The following is a 22,961-nucleotide window of genomic DNA, read 5'->3' as shown; positions in this document are numbered from 1 at the left end:
CAGGGAGCAATAGTCTCCCGCTTTTAGGCACTATAAGGCCGGAAATCTGTGAGGATCCACATCTCATCTCTCAATTCCAGCACAATGCCAAAGGCTAAGTGGTTGGGATGCGTTCATTACATTCTCCGTAAAAATCTATGGTCACCCCCGTTTTTGCAACCAGACTCTTTATTAAAAAAATAAGCGTTTAAAAATATTCTGTCAGGTGAAGTTAGGAATTTCACATTTGAGATATTCTTTTATCTTTGATTGCAGATTTAGCGCCTTTAATTAAAGTAGATAACATATGCATATTTTGCTGACTTATTTGTTGCTCAATATGCTGCACTACATAGGCGGCATCCTGATCGATCCCGAGAAAACGTCCAGAACCCCATGTATATAACCACGGCAAACCAATAAATGTGACATCTGGATCAATGGTAATACCGCGGTTATGTTTTGGATAACCATTGGCTTGAAAAATATCTAAATCAATCCATGAATAATCTGGTTTAAAACCAATACACCAAATCACTGACGAGATATTTTCTTTTACTAAGTCAATGTGTGTGATTTCCTGCTCAGGCTGCCAAACAGGTTGATATACCGATGCAGGTTCGTCGGTTGCAATATTGTTTTTCTCTAAATATTCATCAATTGAGGCATTAATGCGATTATAAGTGGTATCGGCAAGGTCCAGGTTTTCCGATAAATTTGGTCTAAACCAAAATTGACCCTCTTTAAAGTCATTAAAATGTCCGAACAGTTGCATACCTTCTGAGGCAAATTTACGCAGGTCAATGTCACGCCCGCCGTCACGCCCTGTGACATAGTGGTTGGTGCTGTTACGCACTTCTTCACTATAGCGATGATTTTCGACGGTAGTTTCGTAATACCCCATATCAAACAACCATTTCACCACATCTTTACCACGATAGAAGCGAGCGCAACGTGGTGCATTGCCGGTCGATAAATAGACTTTTTTGCCTGCCAGATGTAAATCTTCGGCAATCTGCGCACCAGATTGTCCTGACCCAACGACCAATACAGCACCTTCTGGCAGTTGGTCTGCATTTAAATATTCTTCCGAATGCATCACTTTCACATGTTTAGGCAAGGCAGCGCTTAATTTTGGGTAAATTGGGGTGTGATATCCTCCTGCTGCAACGACAAGCTGTTTGGCTGTGGTTATACCGTGATTGGTTTTAATGACAAACTCATGTGCCGCCACTTTTTTCACATGTTCTACCTGAGTATTTAAAATGGCAGGAGGATTAGTCTTTTCAATAAATTCGTCAAGATATGCCACAATTTCAGGTTTTTTCATAAAGCCGTCAGGATCTTTCCCCTGATAAGGATGTTCAGGTAATAGACATTGCCAGTTCGGTGTCACCAAAGTGAAATTATCCCAACGTTTATGGCGCCAGCTATGGGTCAACTCGGATTCTTTTTCCAATACTACATGGTTAATGCCTGCTTTTTGCAAATAGTGACTGATACATAAACCTGCCTGACCACCACCAACAATGACCACATCGTAATTTGGCTGTAACATTTGATTTTGGATACTTAACATGGGATATCCCTCTCATTGATTCGTCATTTCAATAACTTCAATTTGATCTTCTGGATTTAGCCCGAAGAATTTGGCTTGGCGTTTGATAATCGCCAGATTGTCCACGGCCGAACTACAGAAAAAGCCATAACGCGCCCGTACCCTTTCCGATGCGGCATGCAGACCATTTTCAACTTGATGTAAGAACTCCGTGCTTGGGTAACGTTGACCAATGGACAGGTATTCATAAATCACTGTTGAGGGCGAGTAATATTGAATCAGCTCCCCATTAGGCCATTTCACAGTAAAATTCACACTGGGCATAACATCGACTCCTGCTGACTTTTAGGTTTAATCGGTATGGATTGAGCCTGTAACTTTTTTAAAGCATCGGCATAACAAAAACCGGTGAATATTTGGCGGTTAAAATCCCAAAATATGCCGTGTCGCTTTTGTTGTTGTACGCCAACTACACCACTGACATTGGTTTCACCAATCACCGCGCAAGCAATGCCCTGACGGTGAAACAGTTCGATTATTGCTTCACATTCATTTGCATCGGCAGTCAGTAAAAAACCAAAACTGGGGAAGATTTGTAGCCATTTAAACCAGTCCACATCATCAGGTTTAGGAATGGCATCTAAGTTGATCTGCGCCCCCGATGCTGTCGCTTCGAGTAGCATCAACAAACTGCCTAGAATACCGGCATTGCTAATATCACGGGCGGCATGAGCCAGATTTGTCTCCGCCAATTGCGGCAACAAGGCAATTTGTGACTGTAAAATGCGGTCAGGTACACGCTCAAAGCATTTCCAATAAGTGGTATTGGGGTGGAATCGTCCTTTTAGATTTAAAGCGATCAGAATTTTTTGTTGTGGTTTGACATGCAACACCGAGAGTAGTTTTCGCGCTATGCCTTGAATCGCAACGGATAAAGTGGGCTGATAAACTACGCCAATGTTGGTATGCCCTCCGACCAATAACACACCATAAGCGTTACAAGCATCCTGTATACCTTGCATTAACAACTGGGCACTTTCGCTACTGGTATGCCAAAAGCTATTCACCACTGATAATGCCCGACCACCCATTGCAGCAATATCACTAATATTCGCCATGACCGCCGACCATCCGGCAAAATAAGGATGATCGGCAACAAAACTGGGTAACATGCCTTCACAGGCGTGCAATATATATTGACCATTCAGCGGCACTGCTGCCGTGTCATCTCCGGGATAGGCATATAAGCTATCCAATGAATCCACATGGCAAGTTGTGTTAATTGAAACATGGTGAGCAATCGCCTGTTTGGACTGCATAGCAGGAGTATGTTTTAACATTTCGAGTAATTGATTGAGTTCCATCATTGCGTCTCCTTTTGCATATAGGCTTGCATCGGGACATGCGGTAACGGATAGTTTTCAATCTGTGCCTGCATCAGCACATGTGGAATGTTGGCAACGGTCAATTGGCGCAAACTATCCCAACACAACCTTTGGAAATAGTGTTCATTTTGACTTTGCACGGTGGCTAAAAAGGTACGGCATCCCAAGTTCTTGGCGGTCGATACCGCGGTATTAATTAACGCTTTACCAATGATATGGCGACGTCGATATAAAGGTTCGACGCATAAACGCCCGCCATACCATGTCTGTTCGCCATCCGGGAAAATCCGTACCGCGCCAATCACTCGGTCATGCTCACCAAACATTTTCTCAATGGCAACAATGCCTAATGCTTTAACATCGTATTCGTCACGATCTTCTTGCAAGATTTTCTGTTCATCGCGAAAGGTCATTTCACGCAAGCGATAATATTGGCGACGCTCCCAATCTTCCGACACAATTTTGATGGCAATGTCATCGCTAACAAATTGTTTCAGCACTTTATTTTGCTCAAGCAGCCAAGGATAGTGAGGTTTCATATCACATTCTCCTTATTCATATGCTTTCAGCGAAGAGCAAGCGCCACATTTGGCACAGCCTGCTTGGGTATTTTCGGAGTTCAAACCATGTTGTTTGAGTTGCCGTCCAATTTTCGGATAGAGCGACTGCATAAAAGTTTGATCAGGTTTAGGGTGATGCTCTAATGGTGTGCCTCGAATCGGTACAAACGGTACCACAAATGGATATACCCCAATTTCAGTTAGTTTGGCGGTCATTTCCACGATTTCCAGTTCGGTATCGCCCAAACCCGCCAAAATGTAGGTACTGACCTGTCCTCGACCGAACACCGCAACGGCTGCCTCAAATGCCGCAAAATATTTTGCCAACGAGACTTCGGCTTTACCCGGCATAATTTTCTGCCGTACACGTTCGCTTACCGCCTCAAGGTGCATGCCGATCGACACCGCGCCTGCATCTTTTAGACGTTGAAACCAGACAAAATCATCAGGTGGTTCGCACTGTACCTGTATCGGCAAATCTACTTGCGCCTTAATCGCTTTAACTGAGTCATATAAAATTTTGGCGCCGCGATCTCCCGTGTTTGGCGTACCTGTGGTGATTACCATTTGCTTGACGCCATCCAGTTCAACGGCGGCTTTCGCTACCTCAGCCAATTGTTCCGGGCGTTTACGGGGCAAGGTTCGACCCTCTTTTAGAGACTGATCAATCGAGCAAAATTGGCAGGCAGTTGCCTTGTCCTTCATACGAATGCAATGCTGTAACACCGTTGTCGCCAATACATCACGGCTATGTAAGGTCGCGATTTGTTCGTAGGCAATGCCTTCGGCGGTTTTTAAATCATAAAAACGTGGTCGTGCAGGCGCGGTTAAGGTCGCCACAGGAATTCGGTTTTTAAAGACAATCACTTTGTCAGAGTGCGGTTCGGGCTTTGCGGTGTAGGGAGAGTCTTGTGCCGCAAGGTTCAGCACAGGAATCATCATGGTCTGTCCGTCAAGGCTCAGGGCCTTATGATCGCTTGGCCCTGCGCCGCCTTTACGGGACAAGCCAAAGTCGCCTTCCCAGTTCAGGCCATTACATTGCAAATCGGTTAATAATTGCAAATTGGTTAATAGTTGTGTTGCAGACATCTTTAACCCCCTATCGATCGGGTTTACATCAATATGGTTTCGGCATGTTCTTCATTAAATTTTGAGAGCTTTTCGAGATGACTTTGAGCTGATGTTTCAACTTTCAGTTCATGTAATACATGTGTTGGACGACGATCAATCAATAAGCTGAGCAATTCAGGACGGCTGTAATGTCCAATCGAATCCATCATGCGTTTGCGTTTATCAATCAGGCTAAAGTCCAGATCGGCAATGCAATAACCTTCACCTTGTGTGATCGGTTCAGCCAGGAGTTTGCCTTCGGGAGAAACGATGGCGGCAAAACATCCTCCTGAAATTGGACCGATATTACAGCCGGTATCCTGCATAATTTGCTGTTGTTGCTCGGGATGCAGCCATGCGGTGGCATTGACCACAAAGCAGCCAGACTCTAAAGCATGGTGTTGAATGGTTGCGCGGATTTGATCGGCAAAGACTTGCCCTACCAACGAACCGGGAAACATGGCCGCATGAATTTGTTCGCCATCAGCCATCAAAGCAAACCGTGCCAACGGGTTGTAATGTTCCCAACATGCCAGCGAACCAATACGTCCCACCGCAGAATTAATGGCGCGTAAACCACTGCCGTCGCCTTGTCCCCACACCATTCGTTCATGGTAAGTTGGGGTAATTTTGCGGCGATGCTGAATGATTGAACCGTCGGCATTAAATAACAGTTGCGCGTTATAAATCGTACTGCCCGCGCGTTCATTAATGCCAATCGACACCACCATGTTGGCTTCAAGGCAGGCTTGACCAATCGCTAAAGTTGCTTCGGAAGGGACAACCACCGATTCATTCAACAGCTTTAAATGTTCTTTACCCATAGCAAATGGCGGTTGTACAAAGGAGAAATAAGGGTAATAAGGCACGACGGTTTCAGGAAAGACTGCAAATTGCACTCCTTGTTTTCCAAGCTCTAAAATACTGTCACAGATTTTTTTTACCGTTGCGGTTTGACTATAAAGCACTGGACTACATTGCACAGCGGCAGCTTTAATTATTCGGTTCATAACCTTATCCCCTTATAGTTTATGTTTACTTAGGCAGTCCAGGTATCAATGATTAAGGCATTGTCACGACGCATCAGCAGTCTTAAATCCATTACATCCAATGGATTAATTGGCCGAATTCCCGGAATAAGCGCTTTTTCGGTTTGCCCATATAATGCTTGCAACGCAAAACGGCAGGCATAGACTTCGCCGCCTTCTGCCATAAAGGCTTTCAACTGATTATTGACGGCCAGATGACCCGGAAAAGCTTCTGCCCCTAAAGTTGGAAAACCGCGTTGTACACCCAATTGCACGCCTGGGCCGTAAAGCAAGATTTTGGTTTCAAAGCCTTTACGCAACAGACGTTTTGCCTGTAACACATTGACCAAGCCAATTGATCCTTCAAATGCAACGGTATGGAAAGTCACCAATGCCTTTTCACCTGGCTGGGCTTTGACGTCCTCAAACACTTTTTCTTCATAATCAACGAGAAAATCGCCGTCTTTATATTGTTCGATATCAATGTTTGGCATAACCAACTCCTAGTTCAATGTTATTTGGGAATGAACCAACATGTAGTCTAGTCTGACTGTATTAATGCGAGAGCTGTGCCAAGTTATATTTTGGAACGGAAGTTAATTCTTATTACATTGAAAAATATCATTTAATTTTTATAAAAATATTTTTCATGGAGATAAATTGAACTACTAGGGAATTAGGATTTTTCGTAGTATTATGAAATTTCATAGCTTAAATTATGAAACTTCATATACCCTATGGATTTAAAGATGCATCGCGACGGCAAGGGAGTGAATCCCCGGGAGCATAGCAAACTATGTGACCGAGGTGAGCGAGTGCAGCCAACAAAGAGGCAACTTGAAAGATGACGGGTATAGTATGAATACGACTGACTTTATTTCAGACTGGGTAGTTTATGAAGACTCGACTCGCCCGTTGGTATTTGAACACACGTCACAGGCATTAATTGTATTGGACCCACATCAAAACCAGTTTATTGATGTGAATATTAGCGCCACCCGATTATTACAATATGAACGTCATGAAATTATTCAAAAAACGGTGACTTCCATTTTTGGTCATTTCAGACAACTGCCGTATCTTGTGGCATTTACCGAAGGCGCTTTGGCGAAAGGGTGGGCTTGGAACAATGAGCTGTATATCTTTGATAAAAACGGTGAAAAAATCCAATTGGATATTACTTCTGTTTCATTGCCCTATAAAAATAAAACCTTGCTGATATGGTCGCTGGTGGATGTCAAAGATTTAGAACTGCGCCAACTCAATAAAAATACCAATAAAGCCATTTGTACAGGTTTAAAAGAATCGCAAGCCTTACAAGAGCTACTTATTGACTCCGACACAGGCAAGCATTTATTGCTGAGTTCAGTCGGTGACGGTATTTACAGTATTAACAAACAAGGCTTGTGTACTTTTATTAACCCTGTCGGGGCTAAAATGTTGGGGCTGCAACCTGAAGATGTATTGAGTGACAATATCCATAAGATTCATCACCATACCCATGAAAATGGCGACCCTTATCCTGAAGAAGAGTGCCCGATTTATGCAGCGGTGCATGATGGTATTGTGCATGAGGGGGTTCAGGAAATTTTTTGGCGTCGTGACGGCAGTTGCTTTCCGGTGGAATTTACCAGTACTCCGGTGATTCGTGATGGTGAAATTATTGGCGCGGTAGTGGTGTTTCGCGATATTACCGATCGGCTGAATACCGAAAAGCAATTAACCCATGCCCTTGAAGAGTTACAAGATTTAAAAAGCCGGCTAGAACAGCAAAATGAATATCTGCAAGAGGAAATTTTACATGAAAATCAATATGATGAAATTATTGGCAGTAGTGCATCCATTTTACAGATTATTGAAAAAATCAAGGTGGTCGCCCCAACTGATGCCAATGTGATGATTTATGGTGAATCAGGTACAGGCAAAGAGCTGATTGCTCGTGCTATTCACCAATCCAGTCACCGTCAACAGCAACCACTTATTCGAGTCAATTGTGCCGCCATTCCTTCGGAACTGTTTGAAAGTGAATTTTTCGGACATGTCAAAGGCGCATTTACTGGGGCTGTGCGTGACCGTGCCGGACGTTTTGAATTGGCAGATCAGGGCACACTATTTTTAGATGAAATTGGCGAAATTCCTATCGAGTTACAAAGTAAACTGCTGCGTGTATTGCAGGAAGGAACCTTTGAGCGGGTTGGCGAAGAAAAAACGCGACATGTGAATGTGCGGATTATTGCTGCCACTAACCGCAATTTAAAAGAAGAAGTTAAACACAAGCGCTTTCGTGAAGACCTCTATTTCCGTTTAAATGTATTCCCGATTTATTCACCCGCTTTACGTGATCGTAAAGAAGATATTCCACTTTTGGTTACGCATTTTACTAAGTTGATTTGTGACAAGCGTAAAATTAATTATCTGCCATTTTCACAAAGGCATATTTTAGAACTACAGCAATATGACTGGCCTGGCAATATTCGTGAATTGCAAAATGTCATTGAACGCGCGCTAATTATAGCGAAACAAGGCACTGTTTCCTTTAGATATTTGCTAGAACAAGATCAACAACAAAATGAAACTACGCATCAGAATATTCACAATAAACTTCAACAAATTGAAGTCGTGCTGACCATGCAGCAACTGAAAGATTTGGAGATTAAAAATCTCTCTCTTGCTGTTAAACAATGCAAAGGGAAAATTTTTGGCGATGATGGCGCGGCAAAATTATTGGGAATTAACCCAACGACATTGATCTCACGCTTAAAGAAATTGGAGATTGATTATTAAAAATCTTATCTTGGGCTTGGAGAGTGCGATTCAGTGGGCAAAACCCGCAGAAGAACGCAGGTTTTGCCTTGTTTTATCTATATAAGGTTTTGTCTATATGGGGGAAAGTGTTCCTCCAAAATGATTACTGAGGAGTTTCTTTCTGGGAACCCCCAATTCTTATTTTGCTTTGAAGGTACTGAACAGCTTGGGAGAATCCACCAGCACACCATCGGCGCCAAGCTCTTTAGCTTGTTTGAAATCTTCCTCAGTTTTAATGCCAAATAAAATGATGTTAGCTCCGCCATTAGCACGGAAACACTCCATTGCTTCCTTATCCCATGACAATACTGATTTGGAACGTGCTTCACCAAGAGTATATTTCTCAACAACTTCGACGTTACGACGCATTTCCAAACCATACCAGCGAGCGGTGTCGGTATTTGCAGGGATATCGCATTGATGAGCCATTGTGATATTTGCCAGCATGGTGCGGGTTTTATCACGGCTTTCAAAACGCTGAATTGTTGCCGGTAATGCGTTCAGGTAAGTCTCATTAGTGGAATAGAAACGGGTACGGGCAAGCGCTTTTTGTTTGGTCAGTACTTTTTCAAGCGCTTTGGCTTGTTGTGCTGGATCTGCATCCGGTGATTTAAGATCAATATAGAAGAAAGTATCTGGATATTTTTTTAAGACTTGTTCTAATGTTGGAATACCTAACCCTTTATTACGGAATGGATGATGACCATCAGAGCCAAATTTGTAACCGGCATCAAATTTAGCCAACTGGCTTGCTTTATAAGCAGAAACGAGTCCACTTTTATTGGTCAAGCTATTTAGGTCTGACGGACGATAGAGTACTGGAATACCATCCTTTGAAAGCTGAACAGTGATCCAAATAGCATCTGCTTTATTCTCTAAGGATTTGGAAATGGCGTACTCGGTATTTTCAGGTGCATCACCTGTACCAGCACGATGAGCGATAATTTGTGGTGTTGTTGCGAAAGTGCTGGCAGAGCAGCAAAGTAGGATTGCAGCGGTAATTCCGTGTCGCATCGTTTTCTCCATAATATCCAATTATAGTTAAATTGAAATAATTAATCTTTTTAATGATTTCATGATGAAATCAATTTTGAATGTAACACGGTTTTTTGGATTTTAAGTGAGAATTTGAATTTTTTTACATTTGTTATGTGCTTGTTGCAAATACTGTTTTACTGAACTGGAAGAAACCTGAAGTTGATCAGCGATTTCGCTATAACGCAGACCCTGTAGTTGTGCCAGCAAAAAAGCGCTTTTTACTTGAACTGGCAATTTATTGAGAGTGATATCGAGTTTTTCAAGCTGTTCAAATGTGGCGATTCTGCTTTCAGCAGAAGGCATAGTTATTTCTGGTGTCGAGTTCATGTATTCCAGATAGTTCTTTTCGGTCTTTCTTCGACGGTAATATACCCGTTACCCTTTGTTGGCTGCATTCGCTCACCCCGGTCACATAGTTACCTATGTTCCCGGGGATTCGCTTCCTTGCCGTCTCGATGCATCTTGAAATTCATAGGATATACCAGTATTGAGACGTTCGTTGCCAATCCCTATTTTGGAGAAATTCAAACAGACATGAATAATAACCGAACAGCAAATCCGATCAGCACCAGTCCCATCACCCGCTCGAACCAATACCCTTTGCGTATAAATTTATTACGAATCAATACATTAGAAAAAATAACACTGACCAATACAAACCATACCGCATTGACCACACACATCCACGCCCCATAAAATATTTGTATCGGGATAGGTGTATTGCTACTCACCACAGTCGTGAAAACTGCCAAAAAGAACAACGTCGCCTTAGGATTAAGGGCGTTTGTCATAAACCCCATCAGAAATGCTTTCCATCTACTCTGTGAAGCTTGAACAATTCCCTCATTTTCTAAGACAGCCAAATCGGTAGGCTTACTCCTGATAAATTTGATACCGAGCCATATGATGTAAGTTCCGCCGACAAGTTTTGCTAATTCCATTAACCACGGAGTGGTATGCATCAATGCGCTAACCCCCACTAGTGTATAGATGACATGTACTGATATTCCCGCTCCGATACCCACTGCCGTACACATCCCAGCCCAGCGACCAAACCTCACACTTTGTCGTATGGTAACAGCGAAATCTGGCCCCGGTGCTACCACTGCCAGAAAATGAATCACCGCCAGTCCTAGAAATTCCCCCCAATAGTTATACAACATATTAACTCCAGAATGACAGCGGGTTTGCCGCTCCGCGGTAGCCAATAAAACATGACAAGCTCAAACGTAGATCGTCTACACCAGCAGTCACGGCGTGCATACATTGGGAGTTAAAGATCAAAAGATCACCCACATCTGGTTGGATCTCCAGCTCTGGTTTACCGAGCAAGGAAGGTTCAATGCCATAACTGTCACCACGCATAGAATCAAACTCTTCGGGAGAAAGTTTATCTTTCCAAATCTGTAAGGCACCGCCTTCACTGGGCATAGCAAGATAAACATTAGCCGCAAACTGTGCTTGTAGGCTCTTAGCTCTGAAACTATCTGGGGCATCCTTAGCAAAAATGTCGTGATGAGCAAGAAAGGTAACTCCGGGTTTAATCACCCTCGACAGCCCCACGTACATTTTCTTTCCATAAAGTGTTTCTAGTTGAGCGCCGGCAGACCAAATCTCATCCAGAGTACATCTCATCAGATCCATCGGAGATAGATAAGGTGAACAGCGTTGCCGCAAGTCATTGATGTTTTTAAACACACTTTCAAAATAATCAGCTACACGAGGTGGTTCATTTTCTGCCTCATAAAATGCCATTCCAATCCGTCCTATGCTCGGTGCATTCAAATACTTATCAAATCCATGCCCCAGTATTTTTTTACCCAGTTTCATCGCTAAAACACTAGGAATAAATTGCTTTACTCGAATGGCCAGAACTTCCTGGTCAGCAAGTTTTTCTATATAAGTAGCATCAAGACGATCAGTTTCTATAATCATATTATCTCTTTCCTTATCGTTACCTATAATGCTCTGAAACAATGCGGTTAGCCATCAAACCACATCATAATGAACGATTAGATTGCCCTTCTTTATCTGCACCTCCTGTACTCTGATACCTCCCAGTTGCCCTAGCGATGTCACATGGGTACCACCGCAGAGGTAAGGCGTAAAATGACCGAAGCTGACTTCTCGGAATCCATCGTCTCTCAAAGTCACTCTGCACGGTAAATCTTTTGTAATATAGTTCTCACAGATCATCTGTATGTACTCTGCCGATACACTTTGAGCATCCACTCCCGGCTTGAATACTATTCTTCCTTCACCCGGCCAGTGGTGAGCTTTAATTGGGTGCCACATCGCTAGCTCAACTACATGCCCAATAAGATGTCCGGCTGAATGCAGCCGCGAATGTAATTGGCGACGTTCACCATCAACACGGGCAAAAACGCTTCCCGGTGCCACTGGCTCTATGGTTAGATGAACGATTTCGCCGTCTTCCACAGAAACGTGAACTACCTCCACTTCATTGATCCAGCCCATATCGCTGGGCTGACCCCCACCTTGAGGGTGAAACATAGTAGATTTCAGCCATACGGCATAACGACCATCATCGCGAGGCATACAATCAATTACCTCAATATCACCAGTCAGTACCTGACTGGACAGATAAATACGTTCCGTCATATTCTATTTCCGGGGTATAGTAAAATATATCTAATGATATTTGATAAAGATAGTAAGCTCAAGCACTAGAAAAATAGGTATTGATTTCTGCGAAATTTATGAAATGTTCTTTTTTGTCGGCGGAAAAAATAATAACTCTGACGGTGTACACATGGAAATATCAATTAACATTTTTTACTATAAGATATAAAGTAAGAAAAAAATGCATATAAATAAGCGTGTTAAAAGGATAGTTAAATCATGTGGAGCGAAAAAGCCTAAATAAGATGAACCATACGATAAAATAATAAGAGTCTTAATTAACAGGTATCCATTCTGACGACAACATACCTTTTTCAATAAAGAAATGACTATTTTATCAATCAAGGTAATTATTGTTAATTAAAATTAATAATTTATTCAACTAAATAAGTGTGATTTTTCAGAAGAACAGTCAGTTGCGATATTTCAGCGTCAGGGTGAGAAAGAAACTTGGAGAGCTGAATGGTCAACAGTCTGAGTTCCCTCAAACAGAGGGAACTTTGGGGGGGATATTAGAACTTCTGCGAGACGCTGAATTTAATGTTACGTCCAATCCCGGAAACCGATTCACCGAGGTATGGGTAATAATCCCGATTAAACAGGTTATTTACCGTGACACGCGCTTCAAAACCTTGCCAGAAAGTAGGTTGCCAACTGGCGAATAAGCCATGCAGTGCATAACCTTTGCTTTTGGGTATTGACCAGAGTGTTGCCATTGGATCTCCATCTTTAGGCGATCTGTCTTGTTTACGGATAAAATCTCCGGTCCAGCCTATTGCCATCTGCCATTGAGGGATTTTTACGCCTAACATGGCGCGGGCAGAGGTGGGGGGAATTTCCGCAATCCAGGTTTTATTACCCCACGGATCGCGAGGTGAAGTATCTCTCTGACCACGGATAGTCGAATAAGAAAGTTTTCCGAATAAGTAATTGCTGTCGTAGAAAGTCTCGATTTCCAATCCTTGAATGGTATATCCCGGTAAATTACGGTAGTTGGATAAAGGCTTTTCGCAATCCGGTGATTTACATACTATTCCGCGACGGGTAAATATTTCATCCTTGCCTCTATTACGGAATAAAGTCGTACGGATTTGCAAACTATCTTGGTCCGCCAGCAGGCTATTGAAATTCAGAAGCGCACCGAAGCGTAAACCAGTTATTCTTTCTACATCCAAGTTACGGCTGGTGGCAGTGACACTTGCCTTGGCATATTGCATTTCATACTGTTCATCCACCAACGGAGCGCGCCATGTTCGGCTGATATCTGAAAATAGTGACAGGTTTTGTGTTGCTTTCCACATAATGCCAAAATGAGGAGACCAGCCTGTATAGGTGACATTGCGATAATCATGACCTACATTTGGTGAGTTATCATTGTAGATTGTCGCGATATTGGGTTTGCCAATATTGGTGATATGGTCATAGCGAACACCGGGCGTCACAGTAACACTGCCGATAACCATTGTATCCTGCAAATAGAAACTATTCGTTTTTTGCTCGCCTGAAGGCATATAAGTTGGCTGAAAATAGCCATGATTATATTCAGGTTTTTTGTCTTTACTTCTATCATGGATAAGGGTATTACGTTGGTTTTTATGCCAACGAACTCCGGCTAATAATGTGTGTTCTATCGGTCCGGTTATAAAAGTACTTTCATTATTTATATCTACTAGGTTATCCACATAGTCGATCCAGCTTTCATTTCCCAATGAGCCAAGAAAACCGCTGTGGGCTTTTTTAGAGCGTTTATCATGTTGTTCGGTTTTGGAATAGGCATAGGTTGCTGTTAGGTTAAGTAATGGATTATCTTCCGGTGCAATATTCCATTTAGCTGTGTAATTTTGGTCTGTTTGATCACGATAAACCAACTTCCGACGCCAGGCTTCATTCCAACCATATTTTTCAACGTCGGCTTCTGACGGAACGGCTATCTCATCACGTTTTGCTGCCCACGGCTGCCAGCCGTCAGAATCAGAACGCATCGCAGAAAGTGTCAATGTATTAGCATCGTTCAGGTAAAAATTCGTTTTCAGTAAATAGGATGCTTGATCACTTTTAGAGAAAACAAAGCGGGTGCCATCCGGTCGTTTAATATTGCCGCCATCTCGTTTGCTCATATATAACAAGCCGTCAGCGAAGCCTTCTATTGTCCGGCCATAAACTGCGCTGCTATAAATATTTTGGCGATCATTAGTGTGATAACTGTATTTCAGCAATCCACCAAAATCTTCTCCCGGTTGTAATAAATCACCGGCATCTTTGGTGACAACTTTAACTGTTCCGCCAAATCCGCCATTACCATCAAGTAGATTATGTGGGCCTTTATCGACATCGACTCGTTTGATTAATTCAGGTTCAATAAAGATAGAGCCTTGGCGATATTTCTCGAAGCCTTTCGGCGCGTCATCTAAGGTGACTTTAACATCTTCAGTATCACCCATTCCCCAGATATTCAGAGTTTGGCCGCCCGGACGAGGCGATCCTGACATGGAAACGCCGGGAAGTTGATCGAGCAGCTCGGCAATATTATCTGCCTGAGTACGTTCAATATCCTCTTTTTTCAATACCGAGCTTCCAGCACTAACGCTGTTATTCAACCCGCCAATAACAGAAAGTGTAGAAAGTGTAATGACTTTCTCTGATTTTTCCGGTTTTTCTTTTGCTTTTTGCTCTTCATTTTCCTGCGCCGCCAGATAACCTGGCAGGCCAGTACTCAGCATAATTATGCTCGATAAAGCATAATGAAGGGGGCGATTAATTGGCTGTGTAGTCGCTGTAGCTGAGGTTTTTTGTGGTTTCCCGCTATTTTTCATTGTTATAAGCATCCTTGGAATGTCGTTAAATAGAAAAGTCGCACTTACAGGATAGGTCACTTAACGCAAGGAATCGGGCAGGGAAAAGTTAATAACGGTATTAATTAATTATTTTATTGCTCAAGATATTTTCAAAGTTGTTGCTAGATTGCTCTTGAGTCTATTTTTATGTATGTTTATACAGTCATTATTGATAGGCTAAAGCAGAATGCGAAAGATTGTTCATATTGATTTGGATTGTTTCTACGCAGCTATTGAAATGCGTGATGATCCGTCACTTCGTCATATTCCCATTGCTGTGGGCGGCAGCGCAGACAAGCGGGGTGTTATTAGTACCGCTAATTATCTTGCTCGTCGTTTTGGGGTACGTAGTGCAATGTCTACTGCAATGGCGCTGAAACTCTGTCCTCAGCTTAAAGTTCTTCCGGGGCGTATGGCGCTGTATAGGGAGGTTTCCCGGCATATCCATCAGATATTGTCTCGTTATACTGAGTGGATAGAGCCTCTGTCATTGGATGAAGCTTATCTGGATGTCACTGATAGCGATCATTGTTATGGATCTGCCACGCTGATCGCACAGGAGATCCGTAAAGCCATTTTTGATGAATTACAATTGACGGCATCAGCCGGTATTGCATCGGTGAAATTTTTGGCAAAAATCGCTTCTGATATTAATAAACCGAATGGACAGTATGTCATTCCTCCTGATCGAGTGGCTGATTTTGTTAAGGTTTTACCTTTGCGGAAAATTCCGGGGGTTGGCAAAGTCATGGTGCAACGGCTGGCTAATATGGGGCTGGAAACTTGTTCTGATGTACAAAAATATGACGTTATTGTTTTGGTAAAACAGTTGGGGAAATTTGGTCAGGTACTTTGGGATCGTTGTCACGGTATTGATCAACGATTGGTGAATCCAGATCGTCTGCGAAAATCAATTGGCGTGGAGCGGACACTTGCGAGAGATATTCATCATTGGGAACAGTGCACTGAACTGATAGAAAGTTTATATCTGGAATTAAAAAAACGGTTGAGTAACGTTAAACCGGATCTGCGGATTGCCCGTCAGGGGGTTAAACTGAAATTTGATGATTTTCAACTAACTACTCAGGAGCATGTTCATCCACTATTGGATAAGCAGGATTTACTGCAATTGGCTCAGAAAACATGGACATCTCGCCGGGAAGGGCGTGGCGTTCGTTTAGTGGGTTTGCACGTGACGTTGCAGGACCCAGAAATTGAGCGGCAACTTTTGCTTGAGTGGTAATCCCCCTGCCATCACATTGAGACAGGGGAGAGCTGATTAAGCCTTTTCAGGAATGGCTTTCAGAATTGCAGTGAGTAGTTGCCAATATTGCCCGACGCTCTTGATATGCACTTGTTCGTCAGGAGAGTGAGCGCCCGTAATGGTTGGCCCGATAGATACCATATCCATATCAGGATAAGGTTTCTTGAATAGACCACATTCCAACCCAGCGTGGATCACCATAATATTAGGTATTTTATCGAATAACTGTTGATAAGTTTCACGTACTAAGTGCATTACCGGAGAACTTGCATCTGGCTGCCAGCCGGGATAATCCCCTTTAGCGTAAATCTCAGCATTTGACAGTTTAGCCAGCGAAGAGAGCATTCCTATGATATAGGACTTGCCGCTGTCGATAAGCGAACGGATTAAGCAAATGATATTTACCTTATCTTGTTCCATTGCAACAACGCCCACGTTTAGCGAGGTTTCTACCACACCTTTGATGACATCACTCATACGGATAACACCATTGGGAGTACTGTTTAGCAATGAGATAAAACGGTTTTGGCAATCATCAGTTAATGCCTGAATGTCGGTTTCGACCTCTTCCAGTAATACAGTCAGATTTTTCTCAACGATGGCATACTCATTTTTCAGTATATCCAAGTACTTATCTTTCAATTGGGTAAGCTGCGTTGCTTTATCGGCAGGGATAGCAACAATAACATGGCCTTCACGAGGAATGGCATTACGCAGCGTACCGCCCTGGAAGTCGAGCAGTTTTAGCCCCAATTCCTGAGTATGGGCGGCAAGGAAGCGTGCCAGTAGTTTGTTGGCATTACCTAGCCCTACATGAATATCACAACCGGAATGCCCGCCTTTTAGACCTTTGATGATCAGTTTTAGTGTTTTGTAGTGAGCCGGAACCGCTTCACGAGTTAATGCTAAAGTGGTGGTAAAATCGATACCTCCAGCACAACCCATGTAGATTTCCCCTTCTTCTTCTGAATCGGTATTGATTAAGATATCAGCTTGAAGCCAGCCCGGTTGCAGGCCAAAAGCGCCATCCATTCCGGCTTCCTCTGTCATGGTCAATAAAACTTCTAGCGGGCCATGTTTTACATTGTCATCAGCCAGTACAGCCAATGCTGATGCCAGGCCAATACCATTATCAGCCCCCAATGTTGTTCCCTGGGCAGTAACCCATTCACCATCGATATAAGGACGGATAGGATCTTCAATGAAATCGTGCACTGTATCGTTGTTTTTCTGCGGCACCATATCAAGATGTGCTTGCAGAACAACCGCTTTACGATTTTCCAACCCTTTACTGGCGGGCTTTCTGATCAGAATATTGCCGACTTGATCACGTTCAACATGCAACCCTTTTTCTTGCGCCCATTGAACGATATGGGTTGCCAAGGCTTCTTCATGGTAAGAAGGGTGAGGAATAGAGCAGATTTTGGCAAAGATGTCCCATAGAGGTTGAGGGGATAATTGTGATAGCTCTGATTGTGATAGTTCTGACACGACTAATCTCCTATGACTGCATCTCAATTAAGTTTCTATATGATGAGCGCTTAACGCCATGATGTTATTGGGTTCAGAATACCACTTTACTTTTGTTAAGAATAATACGATTCATCGATTCCCTGTTTCCGCTAGTTTTTACCGACCTAAGTCACTATAATTCGCGCAACTTTTTTTGCGAGGTGCTTTTCTAAAGTATTCTTAAGTTGTCGGGATCGATTTTTATGAGCGAAAAATATGTCGTAACCTGGGATATGTTGCAAATACATGCCCGCAAATTGGCGCAACGTTTACTCCCAGTCGAACAGTGGAAAGGCATCATTGCCGTGAGTCGCGGTGGTCTTGTACCTGGAGCGCTTTTAGCGCGTGAATTGGGTATTCGTCATGTAGATACAGTCTGTATTTCCAGCTATGACCATAATAATCAACGTGAACTACATGTTCTGAAAAAAGCGGAAGGCGATGGTGAAGGTTTCATCGTTGTGGATGATTTGGTTGATACTGGAGGAACCGCTCAAGCCATCCGTGAAATGTATCCCAAAGCCCATTTTGTGACTATCTTTGCAAAACCGGCAGGCCGACCTCTGGTTGATGATTATATTGTTGATATTCCTCAAGATACTTGGATAGAACAACCCTGGGATATGGGTGTGGCGTTCGTTCCGCCAATTTGTGAAGGTAAATAACGTCAGCATTTGTTATGGCAAACCAGAACCTTTCAGAATCACTTTTTAAGCCAAGACAAAAACACCAGGAAACTTCCACGCTGGTAAAACACCGCCATCCTCGGTTAATTGCAGGTAATTACAGTACGTTGGATGGTAATAGTCATGGTAGCTGGTATCGTATGATTAACCGGCTGATGTGGATTTGGCGAGGAAGTGATCCGTTTGAAATAGAAGAAGTGTTGTGCCGGATTGCCATGACAAACGCGCAGCGCAGTGATGATAATTTACTGGATACTGTGATTGGTTATCGTAAAGGTAACTGGATTTTTGAGTGGTCACATCAGGCGATGTTGTGGCAACAGAAAGCGTTGCAGGCAGAGCAGATCCCGGAAGCCGGCAATTTCTGGTTGAAAGCGGCTAATTTGTATAGCATCGCCGGTTATCCCCATCTTAAGGGTGATGAGTTGTCTCAGCAGGCCGTTATTTTAGCCAATAAAGCCTATGAAAATGCGGCTCGTTGTTCTGACTATCAGTTGAGGAAAATCGAGTTCAAACTCAAGGAAGGTGGTTGTGTGACCGGTTTCCTTCATCTGCCTCAGCAACTGCAAAGACCTTCTCCAACTATTTTGGTTTGCGGCAGTTTGGATAATTTGCAAAGTGATTATTATCGGCTATTCCGTGATTATCTGGCGCCTCTTGGGTTTGCGATGTTGACTGTGGATATGCCCTCGATTGGTTACTCTTCACGTCTTAAGCTGACACAGGATACCTGTATTCTCCATCAACAAATAATCCATCAATTGGATGAAATTCCCTGGATTGACCACACCAGAATTGGCCTCTTTGGTTTTCGCTTTGGTGCCAATATTGCCGTCCGGTTGGCCTATCTGGAATCTAAACGTATCAAGGGCGTTGCGACTCTTGGCGCTATTGTTCATGAGTGGCTCAATAGCGTTGAACGTCAACAAAATTCACCTTCGATGCACCTTGATATGTTTGCTAGCAGATTGGGTATCTATAATGTGGATGAAAATGCATTTCGCCTCGAACTCGGTTGTTACTCCCTTAAAAAACAAGGTTTGCTAGGTCGGCGTTGTTCCGTTCCTATGCTAGCGGGTTACTGGCAGAATGATATTTTCAGCCCGAAAGAAGAGTCTAAGTTGATAGCAATGTCATCAATGGATAGTAAATTACTGGCTATTCCGACAACGCCTGTTTATAACAGTTTCAATAAGGCGTTACGGGAGATTAGTCAATGGTTGAAAAATAAAATCTGTTAGTGAAATTCCCATTACTTGTTGATTGTTAACTGCTTTATTTTATAAAGATTTCATGTGTTTTCGGATGAAGTCTACCGCATAGATTTGTTCTAAGCTCCTATTTTTTCGATTTAGCATTATGCCTGTTGGCATAACGCTTCTCTCCTGTTAAAACTGAGCACTGTTTTTTTAATTTAAATCTAATGGCAAAAATATGATGAATAGCAGCCAAACATTGGTTGTGAAACTGGGGACGAGCGTATTGACAGGCGGCTCTCGTCGCCTGAATCGAGCGCATATTGTAGAACTGGTAAGGCAATGTGCTCAGCAACATGAAAAAGGCCATCGCATTATTATTGTGACTTCCGGTGCTATTGCGGCAGGGAGGGAACATTTGGGCTATCCGGATCTCCCGGCGACGATTGCGTCCAAGCAATTGCTGGCGGCGGTCGGGCAGAGCCGGTTGATTCAGTTATGGGAGCAGCTTTTTTCTATTTATGGTATTCATGTTGGGCAAATGTTACTGACCCGAGCGGATTTAGAAGATCGCGAACGTTTTTTAAATGCCAGAGATACCTTACAGGCTTTACTCGATAATCGCATTGTGCCCGTAATTAATGAGAATGATGCGGTTGCGACGGCGGAAATTAAAGTGGGTGATAATGATAATTTATCTGCGCTGGCGGCAATTCTGGGGGGAGCGGATAAGTTGTTATTACTGACGGATATTGAAGGGCTATATACCGCTGATCCGCGTAGCAATCCAGACGCAAAACTTATCCCGGAAGTTCATGACATCAGCGATGAATTACGTATGGTTGCCGGTGATAGCATTTCGGGTTTAGGGACGGGAGGAATGGCAACTAAACTTCAGGCGGCGGGGATTGCAGGTCGCGCGGGTATTGATGTCATTATCGCCGCTGGTAATAAACCTGATGTCATCTCTGATGTCATTGAAGGTAATCCGGTAGGTACTCGTTTTCATGGGTTGGAAAGCCCGATGGAAAATCGCAAGCGTTGGATTTTTGGCGCGCCTCCGGCGGGTGAAATTATTGTAGATCATGGTGCTGAAACAGCAATCTGCGAAAAAGGCAGCTCTTTATTACCGAAAGGGATTAAAAATATTAAAGGTGATTTCTCCCGTGGAGAAGTTATCTGCATTCGTAGCCTGTCTGGTAAGGATTTGGCGCATGGTGTTTGCCGTTATAACAGTGATGCTCTACGTTTAATTGCAGGCCGCCATTCACAGCAGATAAGCCAAATCCTCGGTTATGAATATGGCGCGGTTGCGGTTCATCGTGACGACATGATCGTGAGTTAAGGATTCATAATGTTAGAACAAATGGGAAAGGCTGCCAGGGAAGCTGCATGGCAACTGGCACAGCTAAGTACAAAACAGAAAAATCAGGCATTAGTCCGCATTGCAGATTTATTAGAGCAGGAAAGCGCAATCATTCTTGCAGCTAATCAGCTTGATATGATTCAGGCCCGTGAACAGGGCATGAGCGAAGCATTGTTGGATCGTCTGTTATTGACGCCGGAGCGTTTGACAGCGATAGCTCACGATGTTCGTCAGGTATGCGGTTTATCTGACCCGGTAGGGGAAGTCATTGATGGCAGTTTGCTTGAGAGTGGCTTGAGGTTGGAGCGCCGCCGTGTACCGCTGGGTGTGGTTGGGGTGATTTATGAAGCACGTCCTAATGTCACCATCGATGTTGCATCTCTGTGTTTGAAAACTGGTAATGCGGTTATTTTGCGTGGTGGTAAAGAGACTCACAACACCAATCAAGCGACAGTGAAAGTCATTCAGCAGGCACTTGAACAGAGTGGATTACCTACCGCAGCCGTGCAGGCGATAGATAAACCGGACCGTGAGTTAGTCATTCAGCTACTGAAAATGGATCGCTATGTGGATATGTTGATTCCACGTGGTGGCGCAGGGTTGCATAAGCTGTGCCGCGAGCAATCAACTATTCCAGTTATTACGGGCGGAATAGGTGTTTGTCATACTTTTGTCGATGAAAGTGCTGATTTTGATAAGGCATTAACTGTAATCACTAACGCTAAAGTGCAACGTCCGAGTGCCTGTAATGCTTTGGAAACCTTGCTGGTACATCATAAGATTGCGGCTGATTTTCTGCCTGCATTGAGCAAGAACATGAAAGCGCGGGGAGTTACTCTGCATGCGAGTAAATCAGCAATGGCTTTTTTGAAGGATGGACCGGCTAAGGTCGTGGATGTTACGGAAGCAGATTACCGTGATGAGTGGTTATCTCTGGATATGAATGTGGAAATTGTCAGTGATATGGAGCAGGCAATTGATCATATTCGTACCTATGGTACGTCCCATTCTGATGCTATTTTGACTCAATCTTTGCACAATGCTGGCTATTTTGTTCGTCAGGTTGATTCTGCCGCGGTTTATGTGAATGCTAGCACTCGTTTTACTGATGGCGGCCAGTTTGGTTTGGGAGCGGAAGTTGCCGTTAGTACGCAGAAACTGCATTCCCGCGGCCCAATGGGATTAGATGCGCTGACTACGTATAAATGGATTGGTTATGGGGATGATTTAATCCGTAAATAATGTGTTTACTGTTACCCCAGAAGCGTATCTGGTTATATTGAAGTTTCGATAAGATCATGCTTTGGGGTAGCTTTTACCGTATATATTAACTTTTGATTTTACGTTAGTGTAAAGTTCTGGTTACTATAGGCGTTAATATATTTTTAACGATGAAATTTACCAAGGATATCAGGCAGTGAACCAAATATTGTTTATTGTAGGTGCGCGTGGGGCAGGAAAAACGACGGTTGGAAAATTATTAGCCAATGAATTATCGTACACATTTATTGACACTGATCACTATATCCAACAAACCAGCAACATGACCATTGCGGATATTGTTAACCAGCAAGGGTGGCAACAATTTCGGCAATTAGAAAGCCAAGCTTTACAACAAGTTAGTCAAAGCAATCGTGTTATTTCTACCGGTGGAGGGATCATTCTTTCCGCTGCAAATCGCCAATATATGCGACAAAATGGCACGGTGATTTATCTTCAAGCTTCAGCGAGCATTTTGGCTGAACGATTAATGCAGCAACCAGAAAGTACCCAACGCCCTAGTTTGACGGGAAAATCTATTGTTGAAGAAATGGAAGAAGTGCTTGCCGCCAGAGAAAATCTCTACTGTGAATGTGCGAACCATATTATTAATGCGCAACTTTCACCGGAAAAAATTGCAACTTATGTGAAAGAAATTATGTTCTCTGGAATAGTTTCCTGACACTATTTTAGTATCTTTTATAGAGAAATAAGACTATTACAGTGTCGAATAATAA

21 protein-coding genes are annotated in these 22,961 nt (G+C 43.2%); 7 read left to right on the top strand and 14 right to left on the bottom strand.

The genetic code is table 11. The annotated features are described in order from the left end of the window. Positions 1 to 220: 220 nt before the first annotated feature. Genes EAE93_RS20960 through EAE93_RS20930 form a run of 7 tightly spaced genes read right to left on the bottom strand, consistent with a single transcriptional unit; the run spans position 221 to position 6,114 of the window. A complete protein-coding gene (locus tag EAE93_RS20960; protein ID WP_214040490.1) occupies positions 221 to 1,558 on the bottom strand; it encodes an MSMEG_0569 family flavin-dependent oxidoreductase in 1,338 nt (445 codons plus the stop codon). A 12-nt stretch (positions 1,559 to 1,570) separates the two neighbouring features. Continuing rightward, complete coding sequence (locus tag EAE93_RS20955) at positions 1,571 to 1,861, bottom strand: MSMEG_0570 family nitrogen starvation response protein (RefSeq protein WP_036814154.1); 291 nt, start codon at positions 1,859 to 1,861, stop codon at positions 1,571 to 1,573. Further along, entirely contained in the window at positions 1,849 to 2,904 is a 1,056-nt protein-coding gene (locus EAE93_RS20950; RefSeq protein ID WP_040151437.1) for a sll0787 family AIR synthase-like protein, read from the bottom strand. Before EAE93_RS20950 ends, EAE93_RS20955 begins: the two co-directional genes overlap by 13 nt. Continuing rightward, a complete protein-coding gene (locus EAE93_RS20945) occupies positions 2,901 to 3,461 on the bottom strand; it encodes an MSMEG_0567/Sll0786 family nitrogen starvation N-acetyltransferase (RefSeq protein ID WP_040151440.1) in 561 nt (186 codons plus the stop codon). Before EAE93_RS20945 ends, EAE93_RS20950 begins: the two co-directional genes overlap by 4 nt. Positions 3,462 to 3,473: 12 nt before the next feature. Further along, positions 3,474 to 4,571: an MSMEG_0568 family radical SAM protein gene (locus tag EAE93_RS20940; protein ID WP_214040489.1), complete on the bottom strand. Its 1,098-nt coding sequence runs from the start codon at positions 4,569 to 4,571 to the stop codon at positions 3,474 to 3,476. 23 nt (positions 4,572 to 4,594) lie between these two features. Next, positions 4,595 to 5,602 (bottom strand): Nit6803 family nitrilase, encoded by a 1,008-nt coding sequence (locus EAE93_RS20935; protein WP_214040488.1) that lies wholly within the window; start codon positions 5,600 to 5,602, stop codon positions 4,595 to 4,597. A gap of 29 nt (positions 5,603 to 5,631) precedes the next feature. Further along, entirely contained in the window at positions 5,632 to 6,114 is a 483-nt protein-coding gene (locus tag EAE93_RS20930; RefSeq protein WP_036776840.1) for an MSMEG_0572/Sll0783 family nitrogen starvation response protein, read from the bottom strand. 364 nt (positions 6,115 to 6,478) lie between these two features. On the opposite strand from EAE93_RS20930, the gene EAE93_RS20925 reads away from it, so the two are divergent. Further along, positions 6,479 to 8,404 carry a sigma 54-interacting transcriptional regulator gene (locus tag EAE93_RS20925; RefSeq protein ID WP_214040487.1) on the top strand — a complete coding sequence of 642 codons (1,926 nt, stop codon included), beginning with the start codon at positions 6,479 to 6,481 and terminating at the stop codon, positions 8,402 to 8,404. 159 nt (positions 8,405 to 8,563) lie between these two features. On the opposite strand, the gene EAE93_RS20920 is transcribed toward EAE93_RS20925, so the two are convergent. The 6 genes from EAE93_RS20920 to EAE93_RS20895 form a co-directional block, all read right to left on the bottom strand. Further along, positions 8,564 to 9,439 carry a glycerophosphodiester phosphodiesterase family protein gene (locus EAE93_RS20920; RefSeq protein ID WP_040151447.1) on the bottom strand — a complete coding sequence of 292 codons (876 nt, stop codon included), beginning with the start codon at positions 9,437 to 9,439 and terminating at the stop codon, positions 8,564 to 8,566. A 102-nt stretch (positions 9,440 to 9,541) separates the two neighbouring features. Next, positions 9,542 to 9,790 carry a sigma-70 family RNA polymerase sigma factor gene (locus EAE93_RS20915; RefSeq protein ID WP_250151128.1) on the bottom strand — a complete coding sequence of 83 codons (249 nt, stop codon included), beginning with the start codon at positions 9,788 to 9,790 and terminating at the stop codon, positions 9,542 to 9,544. Positions 9,791 to 9,987: 197 nt separating this feature from the next. Continuing rightward, entirely contained in the window at positions 9,988 to 10,626 is a 639-nt protein-coding gene (locus EAE93_RS20910) for a LysE family translocator (protein ID WP_036814139.1), read from the bottom strand. A 1-nt stretch (position 10,627) separates the two neighbouring features. Then, entirely contained in the window at positions 10,628 to 11,440 is an 813-nt protein-coding gene (locus tag EAE93_RS20905; protein ID WP_250151127.1) for a 2OG-Fe(II) oxygenase, read from the bottom strand. A gap of 12 nt (positions 11,441 to 11,452) precedes the next feature. Next, a complete protein-coding gene (locus tag EAE93_RS20900; protein WP_040151454.1) occupies positions 11,453 to 12,085 on the bottom strand; it encodes a serine-tRNA(Ala) deacylase AlaX in 633 nt (210 codons plus the stop codon). Between the two features lie 533 nt (positions 12,086 to 12,618). Continuing rightward, a complete protein-coding gene (locus tag EAE93_RS20895; RefSeq protein WP_250151126.1) occupies positions 12,619 to 14,919 on the bottom strand; it encodes a TonB-dependent hemoglobin/transferrin/lactoferrin family receptor in 2,301 nt (766 codons plus the stop codon). 208 nt (positions 14,920 to 15,127) lie between these two features. Here EAE93_RS20895 and dinB point away from each other — a divergent pair, with 208 nt between their 5' ends. Next, on the top strand, positions 15,128 to 16,183 hold the full coding sequence (gene dinB, locus EAE93_RS20890) for a DNA polymerase IV (protein WP_036814131.1): 1,056 nt from the start codon (positions 15,128 to 15,130) through the stop codon (positions 16,181 to 16,183). A gap of 36 nt (positions 16,184 to 16,219) precedes the next feature. On the opposite strand, the gene pepD is transcribed toward dinB, so the two are convergent. Next, entirely contained in the window at positions 16,220 to 17,695 is a 1,476-nt protein-coding gene (gene pepD, locus EAE93_RS20885) for a beta-Ala-His dipeptidase (protein WP_036814128.1), read from the bottom strand. A 224-nt stretch (positions 17,696 to 17,919) separates the two neighbouring features. Here pepD and gpt point away from each other — a divergent pair, with 224 nt between their 5' ends. From gpt to aroL, 5 genes are all read left to right on the top strand, one after another. Further along, a complete protein-coding gene (gene gpt, locus EAE93_RS20880) occupies positions 17,920 to 18,381 on the top strand; it encodes a xanthine phosphoribosyltransferase (protein ID WP_036776832.1) in 462 nt (153 codons plus the stop codon). Positions 18,382 to 18,395: 14 nt separating this feature from the next. Next, entirely contained in the window at positions 18,396 to 19,643 is a 1,248-nt protein-coding gene (gene frsA, locus EAE93_RS20875; RefSeq protein ID WP_214040485.1) for an esterase FrsA, read from the top strand. Between the two features lie 196 nt (positions 19,644 to 19,839). Beyond that, positions 19,840 to 20,943 carry a glutamate 5-kinase gene (gene proB, locus EAE93_RS20870; RefSeq protein WP_036814181.1) on the top strand — a complete coding sequence of 368 codons (1,104 nt, stop codon included), beginning with the start codon at positions 19,840 to 19,842 and terminating at the stop codon, positions 20,941 to 20,943. Positions 20,944 to 20,952: 9 nt separating this feature from the next. Next, positions 20,953 to 22,206, top strand: coding sequence for a glutamate-5-semialdehyde dehydrogenase (gene proA, locus EAE93_RS20865; RefSeq protein ID WP_214040484.1), 1,254 nt, complete (start codon positions 20,953 to 20,955; stop codon positions 22,204 to 22,206). Positions 22,207 to 22,381: 175 nt separating this feature from the next. Continuing rightward, a complete protein-coding gene (gene aroL / locus EAE93_RS20860) occupies positions 22,382 to 22,906 on the top strand; it encodes a shikimate kinase AroL (protein WP_214040483.1) in 525 nt (174 codons plus the stop codon). Positions 22,907 to 22,961: the final 55 nt, after the last annotated feature.

The sequence above is a fragment of the Photorhabdus akhurstii genome (genome assembly GCF_018448925.1).
Taxonomy (GTDB): domain Bacteria; phylum Pseudomonadota; class Gammaproteobacteria; order Enterobacterales; family Enterobacteriaceae; genus Photorhabdus; species Photorhabdus akhurstii.
This window is presented reverse-complemented; position numbering and strand designations above follow the sequence as displayed.

Coding starts and splice junctions, on each gene's coding strand:
- EAE93_RS20960 (WP_214040490.1), bottom strand. CDS start 1,558: ATGTTAAGTATCCAAAATCAAATGTTACAGCCAAATTACGATGTGGTC.
- EAE93_RS20955 (WP_036814154.1), bottom strand. CDS start 1,861: ATGCCCAGTGTGAATTTTACTGTGAAATGGCCTAATGGGGAGCTGATT.
- EAE93_RS20950 (WP_040151437.1), bottom strand. CDS start 2,904: ATGATGGAACTCAATCAATTACTCGAAATGTTAAAACATACTCCTGCT.
- EAE93_RS20945 (WP_040151440.1), bottom strand. CDS start 3,461: ATGAAACCTCACTATCCTTGGCTGCTTGAGCAAAATAAAGTGCTGAAA.
- EAE93_RS20940 (WP_214040489.1), bottom strand. CDS start 4,571: ATGTCTGCAACACAACTATTAACCAATTTGCAATTATTAACCGATTTG.
- EAE93_RS20935 (WP_214040488.1), bottom strand. CDS start 5,602: ATGAACCGAATAATTAAAGCTGCCGCTGTGCAATGTAGTCCAGTGCTT.
- EAE93_RS20930 (WP_036776840.1), bottom strand. CDS start 6,114: ATGCCAAACATTGATATCGAACAATATAAAGACGGCGATTTTCTCGTT.
- EAE93_RS20925 (WP_214040487.1), top strand. CDS start 6,479: ATGAATACGACTGACTTTATTTCAGACTGGGTAGTTTATGAAGACTCG.
- EAE93_RS20920 (WP_040151447.1), bottom strand. CDS start 9,439: ATGCGACACGGAATTACCGCTGCAATCCTACTTTGCTGCTCTGCCAGC.
- EAE93_RS20915 (WP_250151128.1), bottom strand. CDS start 9,790: ATGAACTCGACACCAGAAATAACTATGCCTTCTGCTGAAAGCAGAATC.
- EAE93_RS20910 (WP_036814139.1), bottom strand. CDS start 10,626: ATGTTGTATAACTATTGGGGGGAATTTCTAGGACTGGCGGTGATTCAT.
- EAE93_RS20900 (WP_040151454.1), bottom strand. CDS start 12,085: ATGACGGAACGTATTTATCTGTCCAGTCAGGTACTGACTGGTGATATT.
- EAE93_RS20895 (WP_250151126.1), bottom strand. CDS start 14,919: ATGAAAAATAGCGGGAAACCACAAAAAACCTCAGCTACAGCGACTACA.
- dinB (WP_036814131.1), top strand. CDS start 15,128: ATGCGAAAGATTGTTCATATTGATTTGGATTGTTTCTACGCAGCTATT.
- gpt (WP_036776832.1), top strand. CDS start 17,920: ATGAGCGAAAAATATGTCGTAACCTGGGATATGTTGCAAATACATGCC.
- frsA (WP_214040485.1), top strand. CDS start 18,396: ATGGCAAACCAGAACCTTTCAGAATCACTTTTTAAGCCAAGACAAAAA.
- proB (WP_036814181.1), top strand. CDS start 19,840: ATGAATAGCAGCCAAACATTGGTTGTGAAACTGGGGACGAGCGTATTG.
- proA (WP_214040484.1), top strand. CDS start 20,953: ATGTTAGAACAAATGGGAAAGGCTGCCAGGGAAGCTGCATGGCAACTG.